General features: G+C 70.7%; 23 protein-coding genes. 16 read left to right on the top strand and 7 right to left on the bottom strand.

Annotated features, from left to right (window positions below; all coding sequences use genetic code 11):
- The first annotated feature begins 138 nt into the window (after positions 1-138).
- Both IE267_RS21395 and IE267_RS21400 read left to right on the top strand, forming a co-directional pair.
- Positions 139-1,296 (top strand): ferrochelatase, encoded by a 1,158-nt coding sequence (locus tag IE267_RS21395; RefSeq protein ID WP_189764276.1) that lies wholly within the window; start codon positions 139-141, stop codon positions 1,294-1,296.
- A gap of 10 nt (positions 1,297-1,306) precedes the next feature.
- Positions 1,307-2,107: an inositol monophosphatase family protein gene (locus tag IE267_RS21400; RefSeq protein ID WP_167152801.1), complete on the top strand. Its 801-nt coding sequence runs from the start codon at positions 1,307-1,309 to the stop codon at positions 2,105-2,107.
- A gap of 80 nt (positions 2,108-2,187) precedes the next feature.
- Here the strand turns inward: IE267_RS21400 and IE267_RS21405 are convergent, their stop codons facing one another.
- Complete coding sequence (locus IE267_RS21405; protein ID WP_167152800.1) at positions 2,188-2,358, bottom strand: hypothetical protein; 171 nt, start codon at positions 2,356-2,358, stop codon at positions 2,188-2,190.
- Positions 2,359-2,702: 344 nt separating this feature from the next.
- Here IE267_RS21405 and IE267_RS21410 point away from each other — a divergent pair, with 344 nt between their 5' ends.
- From IE267_RS21410 to IE267_RS21425, 4 genes are all read left to right on the top strand, one after another.
- Positions 2,703-3,356, top strand: a complete 654-nt coding sequence (locus IE267_RS21410) for a response regulator transcription factor (RefSeq protein ID WP_189764277.1) — start codon at positions 2,703-2,705, stop codon at positions 3,354-3,356.
- A gap of 5 nt (positions 3,357-3,361) precedes the next feature.
- On the top strand, positions 3,362-4,600 hold the full coding sequence (locus tag IE267_RS21415) for a sensor histidine kinase (protein WP_161257708.1): 1,239 nt from the start codon (positions 3,362-3,364) through the stop codon (positions 4,598-4,600).
- 394 nt (positions 4,601-4,994) lie between these two features.
- Positions 4,995-5,291 carry a DUF4193 domain-containing protein gene (locus tag IE267_RS21420; protein ID WP_100575921.1) on the top strand — a complete coding sequence of 99 codons (297 nt, stop codon included), beginning with the start codon at positions 4,995-4,997 and terminating at the stop codon, positions 5,289-5,291.
- Between the two features lie 11 nt (positions 5,292-5,302).
- Complete coding sequence (locus IE267_RS21425) at positions 5,303-6,310, top strand: hypothetical protein (protein WP_189764278.1); 1,008 nt, start codon at positions 5,303-5,305, stop codon at positions 6,308-6,310.
- Positions 6,311-6,385: 75 nt separating this feature from the next.
- Here IE267_RS21425 and IE267_RS21430 read toward each other — a convergent pair whose 3' ends face one another.
- Positions 6,386-6,844 (bottom strand): DUF3093 domain-containing protein, encoded by a 459-nt coding sequence (locus IE267_RS21430; RefSeq protein WP_167152798.1) that lies wholly within the window; start codon positions 6,842-6,844, stop codon positions 6,386-6,388.
- A 57-nt stretch (positions 6,845-6,901) separates the two neighbouring features.
- On the opposite strand from IE267_RS21430, the gene IE267_RS21435 reads away from it, so the two are divergent.
- From IE267_RS21435 to IE267_RS21470, 8 genes are all read left to right on the top strand, one after another.
- Positions 6,902-7,486, top strand: coding sequence for a PaaI family thioesterase (locus IE267_RS21435; protein WP_167152797.1), 585 nt, complete (start codon positions 6,902-6,904; stop codon positions 7,484-7,486).
- Positions 7,483-8,016, top strand: coding sequence for a dUTP diphosphatase (dut, locus tag IE267_RS21440; RefSeq protein WP_161257696.1), 534 nt, complete (start codon positions 7,483-7,485; stop codon positions 8,014-8,016). The genes IE267_RS21435 and dut overlap by 4 nt, the downstream gene beginning before the upstream one ends.
- A 1-nt stretch (position 8,017) precedes the next feature.
- The gene (locus IE267_RS21445) at positions 8,018-8,797 is read left to right on the top strand and encodes a DUF3710 domain-containing protein (RefSeq protein WP_167152796.1); all 780 of its coding nucleotides are present in this window, start codon (positions 8,018-8,020) and stop codon (positions 8,795-8,797) included.
- A 246-nt stretch (positions 8,798-9,043) separates the two neighbouring features.
- The gene (locus tag IE267_RS21450) at positions 9,044-9,796 is read left to right on the top strand and encodes an ABC transporter ATP-binding protein (protein ID WP_189764279.1); all 753 of its coding nucleotides are present in this window, start codon (positions 9,044-9,046) and stop codon (positions 9,794-9,796) included.
- A gap of 143 nt (positions 9,797-9,939) precedes the next feature.
- Positions 9,940-12,483, top strand: a complete 2,544-nt coding sequence (locus IE267_RS21455) for a DUF4118 domain-containing protein (RefSeq protein WP_189764280.1) — start codon at positions 9,940-9,942, stop codon at positions 12,481-12,483.
- Positions 12,484-12,541: 58 nt separating this feature from the next.
- On the top strand, positions 12,542-13,234 hold the full coding sequence (locus IE267_RS21460; RefSeq protein ID WP_167152793.1) for a response regulator: 693 nt from the start codon (positions 12,542-12,544) through the stop codon (positions 13,232-13,234).
- A gap of 108 nt (positions 13,235-13,342) precedes the next feature.
- Entirely contained in the window at positions 13,343-13,741 is a 399-nt protein-coding gene (locus tag IE267_RS21465; RefSeq protein WP_100575930.1) for an OB-fold nucleic acid binding domain-containing protein, read from the top strand.
- A gap of 3 nt (positions 13,742-13,744) precedes the next feature.
- Positions 13,745-14,482: a DUF3159 domain-containing protein gene (locus tag IE267_RS21470; protein ID WP_161257680.1), complete on the top strand. Its 738-nt coding sequence runs from the start codon at positions 13,745-13,747 to the stop codon at positions 14,480-14,482.
- Between the two features lie 69 nt (positions 14,483-14,551).
- Here IE267_RS21470 and IE267_RS21475 read toward each other — a convergent pair whose 3' ends face one another.
- Together IE267_RS21475 and IE267_RS21480 are read right to left on the bottom strand one after the other, a co-directional pair.
- Positions 14,552-15,220 (bottom strand): potassium channel family protein, encoded by a 669-nt coding sequence (locus tag IE267_RS21475; protein ID WP_053725471.1) that lies wholly within the window; start codon positions 15,218-15,220, stop codon positions 14,552-14,554.
- Positions 15,220-15,888: a potassium channel family protein gene (locus tag IE267_RS21480; RefSeq protein ID WP_100575932.1), complete on the bottom strand. Its 669-nt coding sequence runs from the start codon at positions 15,886-15,888 to the stop codon at positions 15,220-15,222. Before IE267_RS21480 ends, IE267_RS21475 begins: the two co-directional genes overlap by 1 nt.
- Positions 15,889-16,116: 228 nt before the next feature.
- Here IE267_RS21480 and IE267_RS21485 point away from each other — a divergent pair, with 228 nt between their 5' ends.
- Both IE267_RS21485 and IE267_RS21490 read left to right on the top strand, forming a co-directional pair.
- Entirely contained in the window at positions 16,117-18,162 is a 2,046-nt protein-coding gene (locus IE267_RS21485; RefSeq protein ID WP_161257674.1) for an APC family permease, read from the top strand.
- A 188-nt stretch (positions 18,163-18,350) separates the two neighbouring features.
- Positions 18,351-19,727: a class I SAM-dependent RNA methyltransferase gene (locus tag IE267_RS21490; RefSeq protein WP_189764281.1), complete on the top strand. Its 1,377-nt coding sequence runs from the start codon at positions 18,351-18,353 to the stop codon at positions 19,725-19,727.
- A gap of 494 nt (positions 19,728-20,221) precedes the next feature.
- Here IE267_RS21490 and IE267_RS21495 read toward each other — a convergent pair whose 3' ends face one another.
- From IE267_RS21495 to IE267_RS21505, 3 genes are all read right to left on the bottom strand, one after another.
- Positions 20,222-20,602, bottom strand: coding sequence for a hypothetical protein (locus IE267_RS21495; protein WP_189764282.1), 381 nt, complete (start codon positions 20,600-20,602; stop codon positions 20,222-20,224).
- A 99-nt stretch (positions 20,603-20,701) separates the two neighbouring features.
- Positions 20,702-21,001 (bottom strand): hypothetical protein, encoded by a 300-nt coding sequence (locus tag IE267_RS21500; RefSeq protein WP_189764283.1) that lies wholly within the window; start codon positions 20,999-21,001, stop codon positions 20,702-20,704.
- Positions 21,002-21,097: 96 nt separating this feature from the next.
- On the bottom strand, positions 21,098-21,877 hold the full coding sequence (locus tag IE267_RS21505) for a hypothetical protein (protein ID WP_189764284.1): 780 nt from the start codon (positions 21,875-21,877) through the stop codon (positions 21,098-21,100).
- Positions 21,878-21,881 lie beyond the last annotated feature (4 nt).

Raw genomic sequence — 21,881 nt, forward strand, 5'->3', positions numbered from 1 at the left:
TCCGGCTCGCTTCCGGGGGACCTCCGGCCCGGCCCCACCGCCCTTTCCGGCTCGGCCCCGGGGGACCTCCGGCCCGGCCGCCGCGCGTTCCCGCGGCCGGGTTCCGCGCCTGTCACAGGCGGATGGCAGGATCGAGTCATGTCCGTACTGCGTGATCCAGCTCCCGGAGCGGCCGCGGCCGCCGCCCCGTACGACGCCCTGCTGCTGCTCTCCTTCGGCGGCCCCGAGGGCCCCGACGACGTGGTCCCGTTCCTGGAGAACGTGACGCGCGGCCGGGGCATCCCCAAGGAGCGCCTCAAGGAGGTGGGGCAGCACTACTTCCTGTTCGGCGGCGTGAGCCCCATCAACGAGCAGAACCGCGCGCTGCTTGACGCGCTGCGCAAGGACTTCGCCGAGAACAGCCTCGACCTGCCGGTCTACTGGGGCAACCGGAACTGGGCGCCCTACCTCACCGACACCCTGCGCGAGATGGTGGCCGACGGCCGCCGCCGCATCGCGGTCCTCGCCACCAGCGCCTACGCCTCGTACTCGGGCTGCCGGCAGTACCGCGAGAACCTCGCCGAGTCGCTCGCCGCCCTGGAGGCCGAGGGCCTCGACGTGCCGAGGGTCGACAAGCTGCGGCACTACTTCAACCACCCGGGCTTCGTGCGCCCCGTGGTCGACGGCGTCCTCGCCTCGCTCGCCGAGCTCCCCGAGGACGTCCGCGCGGGCGCCCACCTCGCCTTCACCACGCACTCCATCCCCGAGGCCGCGGCCGACACCTCCGGCCCCGTCGAGGAGCACGGCGAGGGCGGCGCCTACGTGCGCGAACACCTCGACGTGGCGCGGACCGTCGCGGACGCGGTCCAGGCCGAGACCGGGGTCGAGCGGCCCTGGCGGCTGGTGTACCAGTCCCGCTCCGGCGCCCCGCACATCCCCTGGCTCGAACCGGACATCTGCGACCACCTGGAGACGCTGCACGGCGAGGGCGCCCCGGCCGTCGTCATGGTCCCCATCGGCTTCGTCTCCGACCACATGGAGGTCCTGTACGACCTCGACACCGAGGCCACCGACAAGGCGGCCGAGCTCGGCCTGCCCGTCGCCCGCTCCGCGACCGTCGGCGCCGACCCGCGCTTCGCCGCGGCCGTGCGCGAGCTCGTCGTCGAGCGGGCCGCGGCCGAGCGCGGCCTGCCCGTCGAGCGGTGCGCGCTCGGGTCGCTCGGCCCCTCGCACGACCTCTGCGCGGTCGGCTGCTGCCCGGCCGCCCGCGGCGCCGCCAGGCCCGCGGCCGCCGGAGCCGACAGCCCGTACGCGTAAGGGAGCACCGATGACCGACCCTCTGCACCGCGAACTGCTCGGCCTCGCCCTGGAGGCCGCCCGGCGGGCCGGCGAGCTGCTGCGCGACGGCCGACCGGCCGACCTCGCCGTGGCCGCCACCAAGTCCAGCCCCATCGACGTGGTGACCGAGATGGACATCGCCGCCGAGAAGCTGATCACCGGCTACCTCGCCGAACACCGCCCCGATGACGGGTTCCTGGGTGAGGAGGGCGCCTCCAGCGAGGGCACCAGCGGCATCCGCTGGGTCATCGACCCGCTGGACGGGACCGTCAACTACCTGTACGGGCTGCCCACTTGGGCCGTGTCCATCGCCGCCGAGCAGCACGGCGAGCGGGTCGCGGGCGTGGTCGCCGCCCCGATGCGCGGCGAGACCTACCACGCGGTCCTCGGCGGCGGCGCGTTCGAGGGCGAGCGCCCGCTGCGCTGCCGCCCGCCGGCCCCGCTGTCCCAGTCCCTGATCGGCACGGGCTTCGCCTACGTCCAGTCGGTGCGCGCCCACCAGGCCGAGGTGGCCCGGCACCTGATCCCGCGGTTCCGGGACATCCGCCGCGGCGGATCGGCGGCGATCGACCTGTGCGACGTGGCGGCCGGGCGACTCGACGCGTACTACGAGCGCGGCCTGAACCCCTGGGACATGGCGGCCGGCGACCTGATCGCCCGCGAGGCCGGCGCCCTGACCGGCGGCCGCCCCGGCCAAGCCCCCTCCCGGGACCTCACCGTCGCCGCCTCCCCGGAGCTCTTCGGCCCCCTCCAGGCGCTCCTGGAGGAGCACGGGGCCTGGCACGACTGAGGTCCCCGCGGCGCCCCCGGGCGTGACGAAACCCCGGCGCCGTCCCGTGGCGCCGGGGTTTCCTGGTGGGTGGGGTGGGCTCAGACGGCAGCGGCTACCTCTACGCCGTGCTCGGCGGCCAGACGGTGGAGATCGTCCAGCTCGGCCTGCTCGACGTCGGCGAGGAAGTCGTCGCCGGTCTCACGCGCCCGTGTGAGGTCGGTTTCCGTGGTCCTTATGCGCTGCAGAAGTCCTGCGGTGAAAGCGTCCATGGTGCGCCCCCTCGTCGTGGGTCGGTGGCACGGGATGTGCCGACGGTGGGTCGCGACCACGACGTGAGGATGTGGCATGCCACAGACAGGGCGTGATCGCGGGGTGTGCAGTCGTCTTCCCCAAGCCCACTCTCGAAGAAACCTCAACTGCCGCGCCAATCCTGTTCATTCCCGCGCAGGCGCCCGCTCCTGGCCGGAAACCGCAGGTGGGCGGCGGGCCCCGGTCCGGCACCGTCTTACCGCCGGTTTATGGCCGTAAGGGGCAGGATGGAAGCTCACAGTCACTGGTTCAGTGCACAGATCCGCCCGCGGACGACGCGGGTCCCTACGGAAGGAAATGCGCCGTGCGCGTACTCGTCGTCGAGGACGAGCAGCTGCTCGCCGATGCGGTGGCCACCGGACTGCGCCGGGAGGCCATGGCCGTCGACGTCGTGTACGACGGCGCCGCGGCCCTGGAGCGGATCGGTGTGAACGACTACGACGTGGTCGTGCTCGACCGGGACCTCCCGCTCGTCCACGGCGACGACGTCTGCCGCAAGATCGTCGAGCTGGGCATGCCCACCCGGGTCCTGATGCTGACGGCCGCGGGGGACGTGAGCGACCGGGTCGAGGGCCTGGAGATCGGCGCGGACGACTACCTGCCCAAGCCGTTCGCCTTCACCGAGCTGACCGCCCGCGTCCGCGCGCTCGGCCGGCGCACCACCGTGCCGCTGCCGCCGATCCTGGAGCGGGCCGGCATCAAGCTGGACCCCAACCGCCGCGAGGTGTTCCGGGACGGCCGGGAGATCCAGCTCGCGCCCAAGGAGTTCGCCGTCCTCGACGTGCTGATGCGCAGCGAGGGCGCGGTGGTCTCGGCCGAGCAGCTCCTGGAGAAGGCCTGGGACGAGAACACCGACCCGTTCACCAACGTCGTCCGGGTCACCGTCATGACCCTGCGCCGCAAGCTCGGCGAGCCCCCGGTGATCGTCACCGTGCCGGGCTCGGGTTACCGGATCTGACGGCGATGGCCGCCACCCCGGCGCCACCCACCGCGCCCCCGAAGCCCACCTGGGCCCCGAAGTCGGCCGAGCCGCCCTTCCCGTGGCTGCGGCCCACCATCCGCATACGCCTCACACTGCTCTACGGCGGCATGTTCATGATCGCCGGGATACTGCTCCTGTCGATCATCTATCTGCTGGCGGCGCAGGCCCTGCACGCGGGCAGCAGCCCGTTCAAGATCGTGGAGGCGCAGAACCTCACGCTGTCCAGCAGCAGCTGCCAGCTCCCCAGGAGCGGCACCGTCCCGGAGTTCAACGACGCGATCAGCGTCTGCATGGCCCAACAGCGCCAGCACGCCCTGGACAACCTCCTGAGCCGTTCCCTGCTCGCCCTGGTCGGCCTCAGCGTCATCGCCTTCGCCTTCGGGTACGCCATGGCCGGCCGCGTCCTGTCGCCGCTCGGCAGGATCACCCGCACCGCCCGCCGCGTGGCCGGTACGGACCTGAGCCGGCGGATCGAGCTGGACGGGCCCGACGACGAGCTCAAGGAGCTCTCCGACACCTTCGACGAGATGCTGGACCGCCTGGAGCGGGCCTTCACCGCCCAGCAGCGGTTCGTCGCCAATGCCTCGCACGAGCTGCGCACCCCGCTGGCGATCAACCGCACGCTGCTCGAAGTGCACCTGTCCGACCCGGGCGCCCCCGTCGAGCTCCAGCAGCTCGGCAAGACGCTGCTCGCGACCAACGAGCGCAGCGAGCAGCTCGTGGAGGGCCTGCTGCTGCTCGCCCGCAGCGACAACGAGATCGTCGACCGCAAGCCCGTCGACCTGGCCGAGGTCGCCTCCCGCGCCATCGACCAGGCCAGGGCCGAGGCCGAGGCCAAGGGCGTCGAGCTGCGCGGCGAGCGCGGGCCCGCCGTCGTCCAGGGCAACGGCGTCCTCCTGGAGCGCATCGCGCTCAACCTGGTGCAGAACGCGGTGCGGTACAACATCGCGGAGGACGGCTGGGTCGAGGTGGTCACCGAGCTCAAGGACGGCCATGCGACCCTGCTCGTGACCAATACCGGACCGGTGGTCCCGGCGTACGAGATCGACAACATCTTCGAGCCGTTCCGGCGGCTGCGCACCGAGCGCACGGGCAGCGACAAGGGCGTCGGCCTCGGCCTGTCCATCGCCCGGTCGGTCGCGCGGGCCCACGGAGGCCGTATCATCGCGGAGCCCCGCGAAGGCGGCGGCCTCGTGATGCGTGTCACCCTGCCGGTCTGAGACGCTGCTCGAAGCCGTTTTGACAGTTCGCTTTGCGCGGAATTTTCGGGAACTGTTCCTGTGGCTTTCATGTGTGATCAGTCACAGGGGCAAACTTCCGGCCACCTACTCTCCGTGATCGATAAATCCCCTGGAATCCCGGGAAAAGTCCGGGTTTCCGGGGGGTGAGATCACGGGAAGTACACGAGGTGGCGCTGGTGAAGTGCGACATTAGGACCGTGTACGGTCCCGATCGCCATCCAAGACGATCACTCTTGAGGAGTGCGGTTGGGTGTCGATTGAGTAACAGACCTTGATGTGAGGCAAAATCTCCGCCTCAGGTCGGGCACAAGTCCGGCCTCTCACGCGTTACGTGCGCTGAGACACCGCAACTACCCAAGAGGGGGAGAGCGACATGGCAACGGACTACGACACCCCACGCAAGACCGACGACGACGTCGATTCCGACAGCCTTGAAGAGCTGAAGGCCCGGCGCAACGACAAGTCCACCTCGACCGTCGACGTCGACGACTTCGAGGCCGCCGAAGGCATGGAACTGCCCGGCGCGGACCTGTCCAACGAAGAGCTCGCCGTCCGCGTCCTGCCCAAGCAGGCCGACGAGTTCACCTGCATGAGCTGCTTCCTCGTGCACCACCGCAGCCAGCTGGCCCGGGAGAAGAACGGCCAGCCGATCTGCCGCGACTGCGACTGAGCAGGCAAGCCGTGACAGGCGCGAAACCGCCCCGGAAGCGACCGTTCCGGAGGAAGGGTGCCCCGGGTTCCACCGAGGCCCCCCAGGGCGGCACGGGCCCGGCAGGAGGCATGGAAGCCCCCGCAGAGCCGGACCGTCACCCTGCGGTGAGCGCGGTCGAGGGTGCACGTGACGCCGAGCGGGGCCACCAGGCCTCGCTCGAAGCAGCGCTCACGGCACCGGAGACGGCACAGGCGGGGCCCGCGGCCGGGGCCCGGCGCCTTGACGCCCTGCGCAGGGGCGCTCTGGAGAAGGGCGTTCCCGCCCTGAAGAAGAGCGTTCCGGTGCTCAAGAAGGGCGTACGCAAGAGCGGCGAGGGCGTGAAGGCCTCGCTCGGCCACCTTGCCGACCGCGTCATCGACGTCGCCCCCCGCATTCCCGTGCGGGATCTGGCGACGTTGCGCACGCAGTTCCCGGGCCTGGGCCCGGAGGAGATCGCCGACAAGCTGATCGCGGGCGCCGCCAACGGCACCTCCACGGTCGGTGCGGGAGTCGGCGCGGCAGCGATGCTGCCCGTCCCGCCCGCGATGCCCGCCGAGCTGGCAGCGGAGATCACCGGCGTCGCCGCCATCGAGCTGAAGCTCATCGCCGAGCTGCACGAGGTCTACGGAATGCGGCCGCCCGGCACCCTCACAGAGCGCTCCATGGCGTATCTGACGTCCTGGACCGAGGAGCGCGGCATCGACGTCACCAAGCCGACGTCACTCAACTTCGCGCTCGGCGGCCAGATGAAGCGCGAACTGCGCCAGCAGATCATGAAGCGCATGGTGCGCAACCTGCCGAACCTGACGCCGTTCATGGTCGGCGCGGCCGTCGGCGCCGTGATGAACCGCCGCGACACCAAGAAGCTCGCCGGGCACATCCGCAAGGACCTGCGCGAACGGCAGGTGCCCTGGGACGCGCTGCCCGAGCTGCCCGCCCTGGAACAGCCGGAGAACCCGCTGCCGCCGGGCCCCGGTCCCAAGGAACTGGGCCGCTGACGGGCCGACCTCGCCGCGGGCCGGGCCCGACCGCCGAAGGGCGCTTGCGCCGAGGTGCCAGACCGTGCCGAGGTGTCAGACCGTGCGGGCCGCGTTCAGGGCCGCCTTCAGCGCCTCGGGGTCACGGGTCGACAGATAGGCGTACGGAGTCGGGTCCGCCGGGTCCGTGATCTCCACCTTCACCGCCGTCGGGATGTAGGCCCGCAGCAGCATGAACGCCCGCGGATCGGCCTTGTGCAACCGCCAGGCCCGCGCCTCGTCGGCGTCCAGGACCTCGGCCTCGCCCAGCGCCCGGACCGGAATCCGGGCCTCACCCGCGACCAGCGTGTCCGGCAGCACCCGGATCCGCACCGAGCCGTACGAGCTCACGACCACCCACGACACCGCCGTGCCGCCCACGAAGCCCGCCAGCATCGGCAGGGTGCCCACCGGCAGCAGCATCAGGGCGCACGCGAAGCCGACCAGCAGGGAGATGAACCACCACGAGCGGGGCGCGGTGAGGCGTTCTGCGTACTGCGGGGCATTGGGCTGCATGGAAGCTAGCTTGGCACGGCGCGACCTGCGCCTTGACCGCGGGTAAGGTCTGCGCCTGTGACTGCTACATCTGCGTCCCTGACGCCCCCGGCCGACGCCATAGCGCCGGTGCGGCACCCCGATGCGCCCGCACCCGGCGAGCTGCTCGGTGCGCACTACGGGCACTGCTTCGGCTGCGGCGACGGACAGCCCCACGGACTGCACCTGGCCGCCCGGGCCGGAGAAGGCGTGACCGTCACCGCCGAGTTCACCGTACGGGAGGCCCACCAGGGTGCCCCGGGCCTCGCCCACGGCGGGGTCCTCGCCACCGCGCTCGACGAGACGCTCGGCTCCCTGAACTGGCTGCTGCGGGTCATCGCGGTGACCGGCCGCCTGGAGACGGACTTCGTCCGCCCGGTCCCGGTCGGCACGGTGCTGCACCTGGAGGCCGAGGTCACCGCGGTCGCCGGCCGCAAGATCTACTCCCGGGCCACCGGCCGCATCGGCGGTCCCGAGGGACCCGTGGCGGTCCGTGCCCAGGCCCTCTTCATCGAGGTGAAGGTGGACCACTTCATCGACAACGGACGTCCGGCCGAGATCCAGGCCGCCATGTCCGACCCCGACCAGGTCAGGCGCGCCCGCGCCTTCGAGGTGAACCCGTGACGCGTGAACCCGTAGATGTCCTCATCCGCCGAGTCGACCCGGAGGTGCCGATCCCGGCGTACGGGCACCCGGGCGACGCCGGCGCCGATCTGGTGACCACGCAGGCCGCCGAGCTCGCGCCGGGCGAGCGGGCGGTCCTGGCGACCGGCGTCTCCATCGCGCTGCCCGACGGCTACGCGGCCTTCGTGCACCCCCGTTCCGGGCTCGCCGCCCGCTGCGGTGTCGCCCTGGTGAATGCCCCGGGGACGGTGGATGCCGGGTACCGTGGAGAGATCAAGGTGATCGTGGTCAACCTCGACCCGCGCGAGAGCGTGCGGTTCGAGCGTTTCGACCGCATTGCCCAACTGGTCGTCCAGCAGGTCGAGAAGGTGCGCTTCCACGAGGTGGCGGAGCTTCCCGGCTCGGCGCGGGCCGAGGGGGGCTTCGGGTCCACCGGCGGTCATGCCGCCGTGGACGGTTCGGCCGCCACTGGCGGCACTACGGGTGGGAATCGATACGCTTCGGTCGTATCCGACCGGGAAGGACAGTGACGTGTTCGGACGTCGCAAGAAGAGCGGTACCGCCGAGGACTCGGCGGGCGAGGCCGAGCAGGTTGTCGAAGGCACCGAGGCCGACGAAGAGACGGCCGGTGCCGGTGACGGGGCCCAGGTGCGCAGGATGAACCTGCCGCCGGCGCCCCGTCCGGACGGACCCTGGGACGTCTCGGAGGTGACCGAGCCCGGCGAGGGCCGCGTCGACCTCGGCGGACTCTTCGTCCCCGGGGTCGAGGGCATGGAACTGCGGGTCGAGGTCGCGGGCGACGCGATCGTGGCGGCCACGGTCGTCCTCAACGACAGCGCGGTCCAGCTGCAGGCCTTCGCGGCACCGAAGAAGGAAGGCATCTGGGGCGAGGTCCGCGAGGAGATCGCCTCCGGCATCACCCAGCAGGGCGGCGTCATCGACGAGGTCGAGGGCCCGCTGGGCTGGGAGCTGCGCGCGCAGGTCCCCGTACAGCTGCCCGACGGGACCAACGGCGTCCAGCTGGTGCGCTTCGTGGGCGTCGACGGCCCGCGCTGGTTCCTGCGCGGTGTCATCTCCGGCCAGGGCGCGGTGCAGCCGCAGGCCGCCGGGCTCCTGGAGACGATCTTCCGCGACACCGTCGTGGTGCGCGGCGAGGGCCCGATGGCACCCCGCGACCCGATCGTCCTGAAGCTCCCCAACGACGCGCAGATGGTGCCCGAGGGCGTGCAGCAGGAGGACCAGGAGGGCTCGCGCTTCTCCGGCGGCATGGGCCAGCTCCAGCGCGGCCCCGAGGTCACCGAGATCCGCTGACCCCACCCTTTTTCCGCGCCCGGTGGGCCGCGCTCCCTGACCGGTGCGCGGCCCATCGGCGCGTCCGGGGTCTGTTCGGGACACCAACGGGCAGCCCGCACGCGCCACTTGACGGCCGCGGTTGCCCGCGCGGCCCCCGCGTGCCCGGGCGGCGCGGGCAGATCTCCCGTGATCCATTGCCCGGCCCGGCGCAATCCACCCATACTGGCGCCCGGTCGCGCACACGTACGTACGGGGGGACAACGCATGACGCGGGGCACCACAGGACAGGGCGGCACGGCCGTCGTGGGCGAGCGGCCGGGCGGCCCGATGGTCCGGGTCGAGGACCTGCACCGCTCGTACGGAAGCGGCGCCGCCGCCGTGCACGCGCTGCGCGGGGTCTCCTTCGAGGTGCCGCGCGGCGAGCTCGTCGCCCTCAAGGGGCGCTCCGGCTCCGGCAAGACCACGCTGCTCAACCTGCTCGGCGGCCTCGACCGGCCGGACGCGGGCACGGTCACCGTCGACGGCACCGACATCGTGGGCCTGGGCGAGGAGGGACTGCTCGCACTGCGCCGGGACCGGATCGGTTTCATCTTCCAGTCCTTCGGCCTCATCCCCATCCTCAGCGCCGCCGAGAACGTGGGCGTCCCGATGCGGCTCAGGAAGACCGACCCGCGCGAGCGCGAGGAGCGCGTCGCCCTGCTGCTCTCGCTCGTCGGCCTGGGCGACCACGCGGGGCAGCGCCCCGGCGAGCTCTCCGGCGGCCAGCAGCAGCGCGTCGCCATCGCCCGCGCCCTGGCCAACCGCCCCGCGCTGCTGATCGCGGACGAGCCCACCGGACAGCTCGACGCCGACACCGGCCTCGCGGTGATGGAACTGCTGCGTGCCGTGGTCCGCAGCGAGGGCGTCACCGTCCTGGTCGCCACCCACGACAGCCAGCTCCTCGGCTTCGCCGACCGCGTCCTGGAACTCGGCGACGGACAGCTCGTCGACCACGGGCCCCGGCCGACCGGGACGTGAGCGCGGGGGCGGCCGTCAGAATCGCGTCAATACGCGGCCCGCGCCCCACCCCCACCCCATTTGCCGCAATTGTTGGCCGTAAGGTCGACGCAGAGTACACGGCTGCCTGCGTACGCAGCTGAATTCTGAAAGACAATGGGGCCATGGCACGCGGCAAGCTTCGGATCTACCTCGGTGCGGCACCGGGCGTCGGCAAGACGTACGCGATGCTCTCCGAGGCCCACCGCCGGGTGGAGCGCGGTACGGACTGCGTCGTGGCGTTCGTGGAGCACCACGGCAGGCCGCGCACCGAGGTCATGCTGCACGGCCTGGAACAGGTCCAGCGCCGCGAGATCGAGTACCGCGGCGGCCTCTTCACCGAGATGGACGTCGACGCCGTCCTGGAGCGCGACCCCGCCGTCGCCCTGGTGGACGAACTGGCGCACACCAATGTGCCGGGCTCGCGCAACACCAAGCGCTGGCAGGACGTCGAGGAGCTGCTCGCCGCCGGGATCGACGTGGTGTCCACCGTCAACATCCAGCACCTGGAGTCCCTCGGCGACGTCGTCGAGTCCATCACCGGGGTGCGTCAGCGCGAGACGGTGCCAGACGAGGTGGTGCGGCGGGCCGACCAGATCGAGCTCGTCGACATGTCGCCCCAGGCGCTGCGCCGCCGCATGGCGCACGGCAACGTCTACCAGTCCGACAAGGTCGACGCGGCGCTGTCCAACTACTTCCGGCCCGGCAACCTCACCGCACTGCGCGAACTCGCGCTGCTCTGGGTCGCCGACCGCGTCGACGAGTACCTCCAGCAGTACCGCGGCGAGCACGACATCAAGTCGACCTGGCAGGCCCGCGAGCGGATCGTCGTCGGCCTCACGGGCGGCCCCGAGGGCCGCACCCTCATCCGGCGGGCCGCCCGCATGGCCGCCAAGGGCTCCGGCAGCGAGATCCTCGCGGTGTACGTGGCCAGGAGCGACGGGCTCACCTCCGCCTCGCCCAAGGAACTCACCGTCCAGCGCACCCTCGTCGAGGACCTCGGCGGCAGCTTCCACCACGTCATAGGCGACGACATCCCGGCCTCGCTGCTCGCCTTCGCGCGCGGCGTCAACGCCACCCAGATCGTGCTCGGCTCCAGCCGCCGCAAGGCCTGGCAGTACATCCTGGGCCCCGGCGTCGGACAGACCGTGGCCCGCGACTCCGGGCCCGACCTGGACGTCCACATCGTCACCCACGACGAGGTCGCCAAGGGCCGCGGCCTTCCGGTGGCGCGCGGCGCCCGGCTCGGGCGGGCCCGCATCGTGTGGGGCTGGGCGGCGGGGGTCGTGGGACCCGCCCTGCTGACCGTGCTGCTCACCAATGTCGACGCGGACCTCGGGCTCGCCAACGACATGCTGCTCTTCCTGAGCCTGACGGTGGCCGCCGCCCTGCTCGGCGGCCTGGTGCCGGCGCTCGCCTCGGCCGCGTTCGGCTCGTTCCTGCTGAACTACTACTTCACCCCGCCCGTCCACAAGATCACGATCGCGGACCCGAAGAACATCGTCGCCATCGTCATCTTCGTCCTGGTCGCCGTCTCGGTCGCCTCCGTCGTCGACGTCGCCGCCCGCCGCACCCACCAGGCCGCCCGGCTGCGCGCCGAATCCGAGATCCTCTCCTTCCTCGCGGGCAGCGTCCTGCGCGGCGAGACCAGCCTGGACGCCCTCCTGGAGCGGGTCCGCGAGACCTTCGCCATGGAGTCCGTCGCCCTGCTGGAGCGCGCCGGTGACGTCGAGCCCTGGACCCGGGCCGGCAGTGTCGGACCGCATCCGGTGGCCCGCCCCGAGGACGCGGACGTGGACATGCCGGTCGGCGACCACATGGCGCTCGCCCTGTCCGGGCGGGTCCTGCCCGCCGAGGACCGACGGGTGCTCGGCGCCTTCGCCGCCCAGGCCGCCGTCGTCCTGGACCGCCGGCGCCTGGTCGGGGAGGCCGAGGAGGCCCGCAAGCTCGCCGAGGGCAACCGCATCCGCACCGCGCTGCTCGCCGCCGTCAGCCACGACCTGCGCACCCCGCTCGCTTCGATCAAGGCCGCCGTCACCTCGCTCCGCTCCGACGACGTCGAATGGTCCGACGAGGACCGCGCCGAGCTCCTCGAAGGCATCGAGGGCGGCGCCGACCGCCTCGACCACCTCGTCGGCAACCTCCTCGACATGTCCCGCCTGCAGACCGGCACGGTGACCCCGCTCATCCGCGAGATCGACCTCGACGAGGTCGTGCCCATGGCGCTCGGCGGCGTCCCCGAGGACAGCGTCGTCCTCGACATCCCCGAGACGCTGCCCATGGTCGAGGTGGACCCGGGCCTTCTGGAGCGGGCGGTCGCGAACATCGTCGAGAACGCCGTCAAGTACAGCCCGCTCGACAGCCCCGTCACCGTCGCCGCCAGCGGCCTCGCCGAGCGCGTCGAGATACGGGTCACCGACCGCGGCCCCGGCGTCCCCGACGCCGCCAAGGACCGCATCTTCGCCCCTTTCCAGCGCTACGGGGACGCCCCGCGCGGCGCCGGAGTGGGCCTCGGCCTCGCTGTCGCCCGGGGCTTCGCCGAGGCCATGGGCGGCACCCTGGCGGCGGAGGACACCCCCGGCGGCGGCCTGACGATGGTGCTGACCGTCCGGGCCGCCCCCGGCCGGGGGCGGGCCCCCGTCGACCTCTCCGCGCAGGTCACCTCGTGAAGCCCGCCGTGCCGTCCGTCATCGCATCGTCAGTCACCGCAGAAGGCAGGTATCCCAGATGACCCGGGTGCTCGTGGTCGAGGACGAGCCGCAGATCGTGCGTGCGCTCGTGATCAACCTCAAGGCGAGGAAGTACGAGGTGGACGCCGCCCCCGACGGCGCGACCGCCCTCCAGCTCGCCGCCGCCCGCCACCCCGACGTGGTCGTGCTCGACCTCGGCCTGCCCGACATGGACGGCGTCGAGGTCATCCGGGGCCTGCGCGGCTGGACCCGGGTCCCCATCCTGGTGCTCTCCGCCCGCCACACCTCCGACGAGAAGGTCGAGGCGCTCGACGCGGGCGCCGACGACTACGTCACCAAGCCCTTCGGCATGGACGAGCTGCTCGCCCGGCTGCGCGCGGCGGTCCGCCGGGCCGAGCCGGTCGGCGGCGCGGACGGCGCGGACGACGTGGTGACGGTCGAGACCGAGGGCTTCACCGTCGACCTCGCCGCCAAGAAGGTCAACCGCGACGGCCGCGACGTACGCCTCACGCCCACCGAATGGCACCTCCTTGAGGTCCTGGTCCGCAACACCGGCCGCCTGGTGAGCCAGAAGCAGCTGCTCCAGGAGGTCTGGGGCCCCTCCTACGGCACCGAGACCAACTATCTGCGGGTCTACATGGCCCAGCTGCGCCGCAAGCTGGAGGGCGACCCCTCGCACCCGCGCCACTTCATCACCGAACCGGGCATGGGCTACCGCTTCGAACGCTGATCCCATCCACCCCTGCCGGACCGGCTCGCACCGGCGCCGTATCCCGGACTTGTACGTGCTGACCACACGCTTTGATCCGGCGGGGGAGTACCCCGGTACGCTTTCTGTATGAGTGCTGACCTTCGTACCGAGAAGCCCGCGGGACGCTTCCGCCGGATGCTCGACCGGCTGTCCACCTCGCAGGAGGACCTGCACTCCGCGGAACTGCAGGAGGACACGCAGGCCACGGGGTGCACCCGCATCTCCGAGTGCAGCGACCGCCAGATAGTCAAGGTGACTGGTACCTTGCGGACCGTCACCCTGCGTCCGCGGGCGGGCGTGCCGGCCCTGGAGGCCGAGCTCTTCGACGGCACCGCCCCGCTGGACGTGGTGTGGCTGGGACGGCGCTCGATCGTGGGCATCGAGCCGGGCCGCAAGCTCATCGCTTCGGGCCGGATCTCCCTGAGCCACGGCCGCCGGGTCCTCTTCAACCCCAAATACGAACTCCGACCGCTCGGACAGGAGTAGCCGGTGACGTCAGTCGACAAGCCGACCACCACCCCCACCTCCACCCCGCCCGCCGACGCGAAGGCGGTGACCGAGGCCGCGCTCTTCGAGGCGTTCGGCGGGGTGCGCGGCATGGTGGAGACGGTCCTCCCGGGACTGCTCTTCGTCACGATCTTCACGATCAACAAGGACCTGCACACCTCGGCGATCGCCGCCCTCGCGGTGTCGCTGCTGCTCGTCGTGGTCCGCCTGGTCCGCAGGGACACCATGAAGCACGCCTTCAGCGGCGTCTTCGGCGTGGCCTTCGGCGTGGTCTTCGCGATGATGACGGGCAACGCCAAGGACTTCTACCTGCCGGGCATGCTCTACACGCTCGGCCTGGCCCTCGCCTACATCGTCACCACCGTGTGCGGAGTGCCGCTGATCGGGCTGATCCTCGGCCCGGTCTTCAAGGAGAACCTCTCCTGGCGCACCCGCAACCCGGGCCGCAAGAAGGCGTACGCGAAGGCCAGTTGGGCCTGGGGCCTGATCCTGCTCGCCAAGTGCGCGATCCTCTTCCCGCTGTACTGGTGGGCCAACACCTCGCAGCTGGGCTGGATCCTGATCGCCCTGAAGATCCCGCCGTTCCTGCTCGCGGTCTGGCTGACCTGGGTCTTCCTCGCGAAGGCCCCGGCGCCGATCGACGTCTTCGCCGAGATGGAGGCGGAAGAAGCGGCCGAGAAGGCCCGCAAGGCCGCCGCGCGCGAGGAAGCCGGGGCGTAACGCCCGTACGCAGCACGGCGAAGGGCCCGGAACCGCCATGGTTCCGGGCCCTTCGTGCGTCCGGCGGGATCAGCCCTCGCGGCGGACCGACAGGAGGTCCTCCAGCTGCTCCTCGCGGGCCTGCGCGGCCACGAACAAAAGCTCGTCGCCCGCCTCCAGAGTCTCCTCCTGGCTCGGCGTCAGCACCCGCGTGCCCCGGATGATCGTCACGAGCGAGGTGTCCTCGGGCCACGCCACATCGCCGACCTGCGTGCCCGCGAGCGCCGACTCCGGCGGCAGCGTCAGCTCGACCAGGTTGGCGTCGCCGTGGCTGAAGCGCAGCAGGCGTACGAGATCGCCGACGCTCACCGCCTCCTCGACCAGGGCGGACATCAGACGCGGCGTCGAGACGGCGACGTCCACGCCCCACGACTCGTTGAACAGCCACTCGTTCTTCGGGTTGTTGACCCGGGCCACCACCCGCGGCACCCCGTACTCCGTCTTCGCGAGCAGCGAGACGACCAGGTTCACCTTGTCGTCACCGGTGGCCGCGATGACCACGTTGCAGCGCTGCAGCGCCGCCTCGTCGAGCGAGGTGATCTCACAGGCGTCCGCGAGCAGCCACTCGGCGAGCGGCACCCGCTCCACCGAGATGGCGGTGGGCGCCTTGTCGACGAGGAGCACCTCGTGCCCGTTCTCCAGGAGCTCGCCCGCGATGGAACGGCCCACCGCGCCGGCCCCGGCAATCGCCACGCGCATCAGTTGCCGCCCTCCTCGGGACCCTGGGCGAACGCCGCCTCGACCTTTTCGACCTCGTCGGTACGCATCATGACGTGCACCAGGTCGCCTTCCTGCAGGACCGTCTGGGACGTCGGAAGGACCGCTTCCCCCAGCCGGGTGAGGAACGCGACGCGCACGCCGGTCTCCTCCTGCAGCTTGCTGATCTTGTGCCCGATCCACGACGTCGAGGTGTGCACCTCGGCGAGCTGCACCCCACCGCTCGGGTCGCGCCACAGCGGCTCGGCGCCGGACGGCAGCAGCCGCCGCAGCATCTGGTCCGCGGTCCAGCTGACCGTGGCGACCGTGGGGATGCCCAGGCGCTGGTAGACCTCGGCACGGCGCGGGTCGTAGATCCGCGCCGCCACGTTCTCGATGCCGAACATCTCGCGCGCGACCCGCGCCGCGATGATGTTGGAGTTGTCACCGCTGGAGACCGCCGCGAACGCGCCGGCCTCCTCGATGCCCGCCTCGCGCAGGGTGTCCTGGTCGAAGCCGACCCCCGTCACCCGGCGCCCGCCGAATCCCGAACCCAGCCGACGGAAAGCGGTGGGGTCCTGGTCCACCACCGCGACGGTGTGCCCTTGCTGTTCCAGGGCCTGCGCGAGAGCGGCTCCCACTCGCCCGCAGCCCATGATGACGATGTGCACGTCCCCTTACCCCGCACTCCTGGTCGCCCCGATGACCTGCGCAAACACCCTGCTCACTACTTCCTTCTCGGCTAGCCGGGCAACAGCGTGGCAACAGAAATCCACGTTGCCGCGTGACGAGCTTATGCGGCCCGCCCCGGGAAGCACTCACTCAGTGCCCCCGGGGACGGCCACGGCCCGGGGGAGGCGGGTGCGCCTTATTCGGACAGAGCGCTTACGATCCTCTGCGTGTCCAAACTGACCGACGTGCCCAAACGGATCCTGATCGGCCGGGCGCTGCGCAGCGACAAGCTGGGAGAAACGCTCCTCCCCAAGCGCATCGCACTTCCCGTCTTTGCCTCCGACCCGCTCTCGTCCGTTGCGTACGCACCCGGAGAAGTACTCCTGGTGCTCTCCGTGGCGGGTGTGTCGGCGTACCACTTCAGCCCCTGGATCGCCCTCGCGGTCGTGGTGCTGATGTTCACCGTGGTCGCCTCCTACCGGCAGAACGTGCACGCCTACCCGAGCGGCGGCGGCGACTACGAGGTCGCCAACACCAACCTCGGGCCGAAGGCCGGACTCACCGTCGCGAGCGCCCTGCTCGTCGACTACGTCCTGACCGTGGCGGTCTCCATCGCCTCGGGCATCGAGAACCTCGGCTCCGCGATCCCGTTCATCGTCGAGCACAAGGTGCTCTGCGCGGTCGCCGTGATCGTCCTGCTGACGCTGCTGAACCTGCGCGGCATGAAGGAGTCCGGCAAGCTCTTCGCGATCCCGACGTACGTCTTCGTCGCCGGCGTCTTCGTCATGATCGCCTGGGGCGCCTTCCGCGGGATCGTGCTCGGCGACACCATGAAGGCACCGACCGCGGACTACACCATCAAGGCCGAGCACCAGGGCCTCGCGGGCTTCGCCATGGTCTTCCTGCTGCTGCGAGCCTTCTCCTCCGGCTGCGCGGCGCTCACCGGCGTCGAGGCCATCAGCAACGGCGTCCCCGCCTTCCGCAAGCCGAAGTCGAAGAACGCGGCCACCACGCTCGCCCTGATGGGCGGCCTCGCCGTCACCATGTTCTGCGGCATCATCGCGCTGGCCATGTCGACCCATGTGCGCATGGCCGAGAAGCCCGGCGAGGACCTGCTGCACAACGGCACCCCGCTCGGCTCCGGCTACGTGCAGAACCCGGTGATCTCCCAGGTCGCCGAGGCCGTCTTCGGCCACGGCAGCTTCCTGTTCGTCGTGCTCGCCGCGGCCACCGCGCTCGTGCTGTTCCTCGCGGCGAACACGGCCTACAACGGCTTCCCGCTGCTCGGCTCGATCCTCGCCCAGGACCGCTATCTGCCCCGCCAGCTGCACACCCGCGGCGACCGCCTCGCGTTCTCCAACGGCATCGTGCTCCTGGCCGGCGCCGCGGTGCTGCTCGTCGTGATCTACGGCGCGGACTCGACCCGCCTGATCCAGCTGTACATCGTCGGCGTCTTCGTCTCGTTCACGCTCAGCCAGACCGGCATGGTCCGCCACTGGAACCGCCACCTGGCCACCGAACGCGACCCCGCCAAGCGCCGCCACATGGTCCGCTCCCGCGCGATCAACGCGTTCGGCGCGTTCTTCACCGGCCTGGTGCTCGTCGTCGTCCTCGCGACGAAGTTCACCCACGGCGCCTGGGTCGCGCTGCTCGGCATGGTGATCTTCTACGGAACGATGACCGCGATCCGCAAGCACTACGACCGGGTCGCCGCCGAGATCGCCGCCCCCGACGAGCCCACCGACGACAGCCTGCGGCCCTCGCGCGTGCACTCGATCGTCCTGGTCTCCAAGGTCCACCGCCCCACCCTGCGCGCCCTCGCCTACGCCAAGCTGATGCGCTCCGACCAGCTGGAGGCGCTCTCCATCTCGGTCGACCCGGTCGAGACGAAGGCGCTGAAGGAGGAGTGGGAGCGGCGCGGCATCAACGTACCGCTGAAGATCCTCGACTCGCCCTACCGCGAGATCACCCGGCCGATCATCGAGTACGTCCGCAGCCTGCGCCGCGAGAGCCCGCGCGACGCGATCAGCGTGTTCATCCCCGAGTACGTCGTCGGCCACTGGTACGAGCACCTGCTGCACAACCAGAGCGCGCTGCGGCTCAAGGGCCGCCTCCTGTTCACGCCCGGCGTCATGGTGACCTCCGTCCCCTACCAGCTGGAGTCCTCCGAGGCCGCCAAGAAGCGGGCCCGCAGGCGCGCGGACTGGAACGCCCCGGGCGCGGTGCGCCGCGGCCCCGTGGCCCGGCCCAAGGAGCCGAGCAACAAGAGCTGAGCGGTGCGGCGCGGGTGCGCTGTGGTGCCGGGTGCCATGCCGTGCCTGTGCCGCGCCGTGCCTGTGGCGGGCCGTGCCTGTGCCGCGCCGTGCCTGTGGCGGGCGGCCGGGCGATCCCCACGTAGACTGGTGGGCTGTTCGCCCGGCCGCCCGCCGTTTTCCTCCCCCCGACCTGGAGTCACCCACCCATGCAGCAGAACGCATCCGAGCCGTCGGCGTCGGCATCCGAGCCGTCGGCGCCCGAGCCGTCGCTGTCGTCGTTGGTCGGTGAGGAGTACGAGGTCGAGGTCGGCCCCGTCGCGCACGGCGGCCACTGCATCGCCCGCACCGCGGAGGGCCGCGTCCTGTTCGTACGCCACGCCCTGCCCGGCGAGAAGGTCGTGGCCCGCGTCACCGAGGGCGAGGAGGACTCGCGCTTCCTGCGCGCGGACGCGGTGCGCATCGTGGAGGCGTCCAAGGACCGGGTCGAGGCGCCCTGTCCCTTCGCCGGCCCCGGCAAGTGCGGCGGCTGCGACTGGCAGCACGCCAAGCCCGGCGCCCAGCGCCGCCTGAAGGGCGAGGTCATCGCCGAGCAGCTCCAGCGGCTCGCGGGCCTCACCCCCGAGGAGGCCGGCTGGGACGGCACGGTCATGCCCGCCGAGGGCGACAAGCTCCCCGCGGGCCAGGTCCCGGCGTGGCGCAGCCGCGTCCAGTACGCGATCGACGACGAGGGCCGCGCGGGCCTGCGCAAGCACCGCTCGCACGAGGTCGAGGTCATCGACCATTGCATGATCGCCTCCGAGGGGATCTCGGAACTGGGCGTGGAGAAGCGGGAGTGGCCCTCGCTCGCGTCGGTCGAGGCGATCGCCGCGTCCGGCTCGCACGACCGCCAGGTCGTCCTCACCCCGAAGCCGGGTGGCCGCCTGCCCCTGGTGGAACTCGACAAGCCGGTGTCCGTGCTCCGGGTCGAGGAGAAGGACGGCGGAGTGCACCGCGTGCACGGCCGCGCCTTCGTCCGCGAGCGCGCGGACGGCCGCACCTACCGCGTCGGCATGGGCGGCTTCTGGCAGGTCCACCCGCAGGCCCCCGACACCCTGGTGAAGGCCGTGATGCAGGGGCTGATGCCGCGCAAGGGCGAGATGGCGCTGGACCTGTACTGCGGCGTCGGCCTGTTCGCCGGCGCGATCGCGGAGCGGGTGGGCGAGACGGGCGCGGTGCTCGGCATCGAGTCCTCCAAGCGCGCCGTCGAGGACGCCCGCCACAACCTGGCCGACCTGCCCCGCGTCCGCGTGGAACAGGGCAAGGTCGAGCAGGTCCTGCCCCGCACGAAGATCACCGAAGCCGACCTGATCGTCCTGGACCCGCCCCGCGCCGGCGCCGGCAAGCAGACGGTCAAGCACCTGGCGGCCCTGGGCGCCCGCCGCATCGCCTACGTCGCCTGCGACCCGGCGGCCCTGGCCCGCGACCTGGCGTACTTCGCGGCAGCGGGCTACAAGCCGCGGACGCTGCGGGCGTTCGATCTGTTTCCGATGACGCACCATGTGGAGTGCGTGGCGATCCTTGAGCCGGTGCGCGAGGAGGGCTGACCTGCAGGTTCAGGCGGTGTGCGCTATGTGCAGTGTGGGCGTTACGGGCGATATCTTGACGCTGAGACGACACTCTCCGAGGGGTCCTGACGCTCCTGCTGATGGGGCGTCAGGTACTCTTCGTCACTGGTCAGACGGACTGCTCGCGGCGCGGGCATGGCCGGTTGCCGCAGGCCGTGTCCTCGCGCTTGAGGACGTCGTGGAGCGCTGGGCGCCATAGGATCCCCGGCACCGCGCGTGGACGGTGCTGATCTGCCCGGTCGGCTCCGCGCGTTCGGTACGGTCCAGCGATGGTGGGCAATGCAATGGAGGGGGCCGTCAGCAAGCTGACGGCCCCCAAACAGTCGGGGCTAGATTTCTGGCGGAACGAACGTAGCCCTCAGGACGGAGTCTGGCCCGCGTTCCCCATCAACGGCGTGGCAGCCAGTTACGTAGAGGTGCTGGACAGGTCAAGGCAGCCACGTCACCCGCTTCAGCAGTCGCGGCGAAAGCCTTCACTCGTTGAGTACCCTCTGCAGGCCCGGGCCCGTCATCTCCACGACGACGGCCATGTCTCTCAGCCCGTCCGGCAGGTTCGCGCGCTGCTCTTCAGTACCCAGCAGGACACTATCCGGAAGAGCGATGGCGGCGCCAAGACGGTCGGCCAGTTCAGCGATGATGTCCAGGATTCCACCGGGCGGGAAGCGGTGCACACTGACGCCGTCGGCACTCACGTCCACCTCCGCCTCTCCGCCGTCGGCTGCCCGGACAAGCAGTTCGTTGTCGTCCTGGTCCGCGTTCACGGCATGCGGTACCAGGACCTCCCTGACCACCCGCTGGTCCAGCGTTTCCGCTTCGCCGTCCACGAATCGGTGCAGGGAAATCGCATATCCCATGTCCTTCAGGCTCCTGATGTCCCGGGTGGAGACGCTGCTCGACGCGCGGCCCTGCCGAAGCCGAAGCCGAAGCCTCGGCAGAGCCCCTGTGCGTTCGAGTCACGTAGAAGGACCCGCCAAGATCAGCAGGGCGAGCGGATCCTGGTCGTCCCGTTCCACGGTGAACCCAGCAGCGCGCAGAATCGCAAGCACGGCTGTCTGCACATGACCTGCCGCCTGCACGAAGTACTGGAAGACAGGCCCCCCGTCCGGACGGCTCGTGTCGAACGCGCCATGTACGGGCAGGTCGCACTTCCGGTAGACGGAGGCTGCCGGCGGATGACCGAAGCCGGCCACGTAGAGCGGGACTCGGCCGAGAGGCGGTTCAATGCCGATCTGGTAGCGCGCGAGATCGCGCACAAGGACGTTTCGGGAGAGGTGGCGGCGTCAGTTCAGCCGATGCGACTCTCCACGGGCTATGGGAGACAGGGAGATCGACTCACCTCGATCGCCTCTTCACAGCTCATACCAGTCTGAACGAAAGTCGGCTACATGTTCCTCGATGACATCGCGACGTGGATCGTCCGGGAGCAGAGTCAGCTGCGTGAGAAGCGAGTCAACCTGTCCCAAGAGGGTCGGGTCCTTGTCCTGCATGCGTTCAATATTGGGTTCTACGAATGTGTCCAAGTAGGTGTACAGCGCCTCGGCCAGACCTGCCGGTGCCCTGTCAGGGGGAGGGATTTCCCATTCGCGTACCAAGAATTCAGCGGGCGCGGTGAGGATCCAGCCGATGTATACATTGCTGGCAAAAACGAAGTCGAAACCTTGGGCTGCTCGCACGCGTATAAGCCCGTGTGGCCCGGGTTCTGCGTCTCTGAACGTGCAGATCAAATGTTGAGCACTCTCATCTACCCACCTAATTTCTGTTGGTCTCACGTCGAAATTCTCGAGTGAAAGAGAATGAAACGCGCCATATGCAAGTGGGGCGGAAAGCCAAGGGGTGAAATCCCGGGCGTCCGGGGCCCTGCACTCGGGGACAGCCAGCGTGAACCCGCGTAGCATGGCGTCGTCCTTACCGAACCGGATCTCGTCGTCGCCGGACCACAGCCAGTCTACGCTGCCGAATGTCTCGGCGAGCAGGGATTCATGCGTCTGCTGGTCGGTATGAGGGGAAACTGAAACAAACCCGCCGGGCAGCGAGTACCCAGGGGAATGAGCTAGTGGACTCCCTGCAACGGTGACTGAGAGGGAATCAGTCAGGGCTAGCCGAGAATCGCGAGTGATGGCATCGTGCATGAGG

The organism is Streptomyces xanthochromogenes (assembly GCF_014650455.1).
GTDB lineage: Bacteria > Actinomycetota > Actinomycetes > Streptomycetales > Streptomycetaceae > Streptomyces > Streptomyces xanthochromogenes.

What these genes read in the sequence shown, in the direction of transcription:
- IE267_RS21395 (WP_189764276.1), top strand. Translation starts at nt 139, where the DNA reads ATGTCCGTACTGCGTGATCCAGCTCCCGGAGCGGCCGCGGCCGCCGCC.
- IE267_RS21400 (WP_167152801.1), top strand. Translation starts at nt 1,307, where the DNA reads ATGACCGACCCTCTGCACCGCGAACTGCTCGGCCTCGCCCTGGAGGCC.
- IE267_RS21405 (WP_167152800.1), bottom strand. Translation starts at nt 2,358, where the DNA reads ATGGACGCTTTCACCGCAGGACTTCTGCAGCGCATAAGGACCACGGAA.
- IE267_RS21415 (WP_161257708.1), top strand. Translation starts at nt 3,362, where the DNA reads ATGGCCGCCACCCCGGCGCCACCCACCGCGCCCCCGAAGCCCACCTGG.
- IE267_RS21420 (WP_100575921.1), top strand. Translation starts at nt 4,995, where the DNA reads ATGGCAACGGACTACGACACCCCACGCAAGACCGACGACGACGTCGAT.
- IE267_RS21430 (WP_167152798.1), bottom strand. Translation starts at nt 6,844, where the DNA reads ATGCAGCCCAATGCCCCGCAGTACGCAGAACGCCTCACCGCGCCCCGC.
- IE267_RS21450 (WP_189764279.1), top strand. Translation starts at nt 9,044, where the DNA reads ATGACGCGGGGCACCACAGGACAGGGCGGCACGGCCGTCGTGGGCGAG.
- IE267_RS21455 (WP_189764280.1), top strand. Translation starts at nt 9,940, where the DNA reads ATGGCACGCGGCAAGCTTCGGATCTACCTCGGTGCGGCACCGGGCGTC.
- IE267_RS21460 (WP_167152793.1), top strand. Translation starts at nt 12,542, where the DNA reads ATGACCCGGGTGCTCGTGGTCGAGGACGAGCCGCAGATCGTGCGTGCG.
- IE267_RS21465 (WP_100575930.1), top strand. Translation starts at nt 13,343, where the DNA reads ATGAGTGCTGACCTTCGTACCGAGAAGCCCGCGGGACGCTTCCGCCGG.
- IE267_RS21475 (WP_053725471.1), bottom strand. Translation starts at nt 15,220, where the DNA reads ATGCGCGTGGCGATTGCCGGGGCCGGCGCGGTGGGCCGTTCCATCGCG.
- IE267_RS21490 (WP_189764281.1), top strand. Translation starts at nt 18,351, where the DNA reads ATGCAGCAGAACGCATCCGAGCCGTCGGCGTCGGCATCCGAGCCGTCG.
- IE267_RS21495 (WP_189764282.1), bottom strand. Translation starts at nt 20,602, where the DNA reads ATGGGATATGCGATTTCCCTGCACCGATTCGTGGACGGCGAAGCGGAA.
- IE267_RS21505 (WP_189764284.1), bottom strand. Translation starts at nt 21,877, where the DNA reads ATGCACGATGCCATCACTCGCGATTCTCGGCTAGCCCTGACTGATTCC.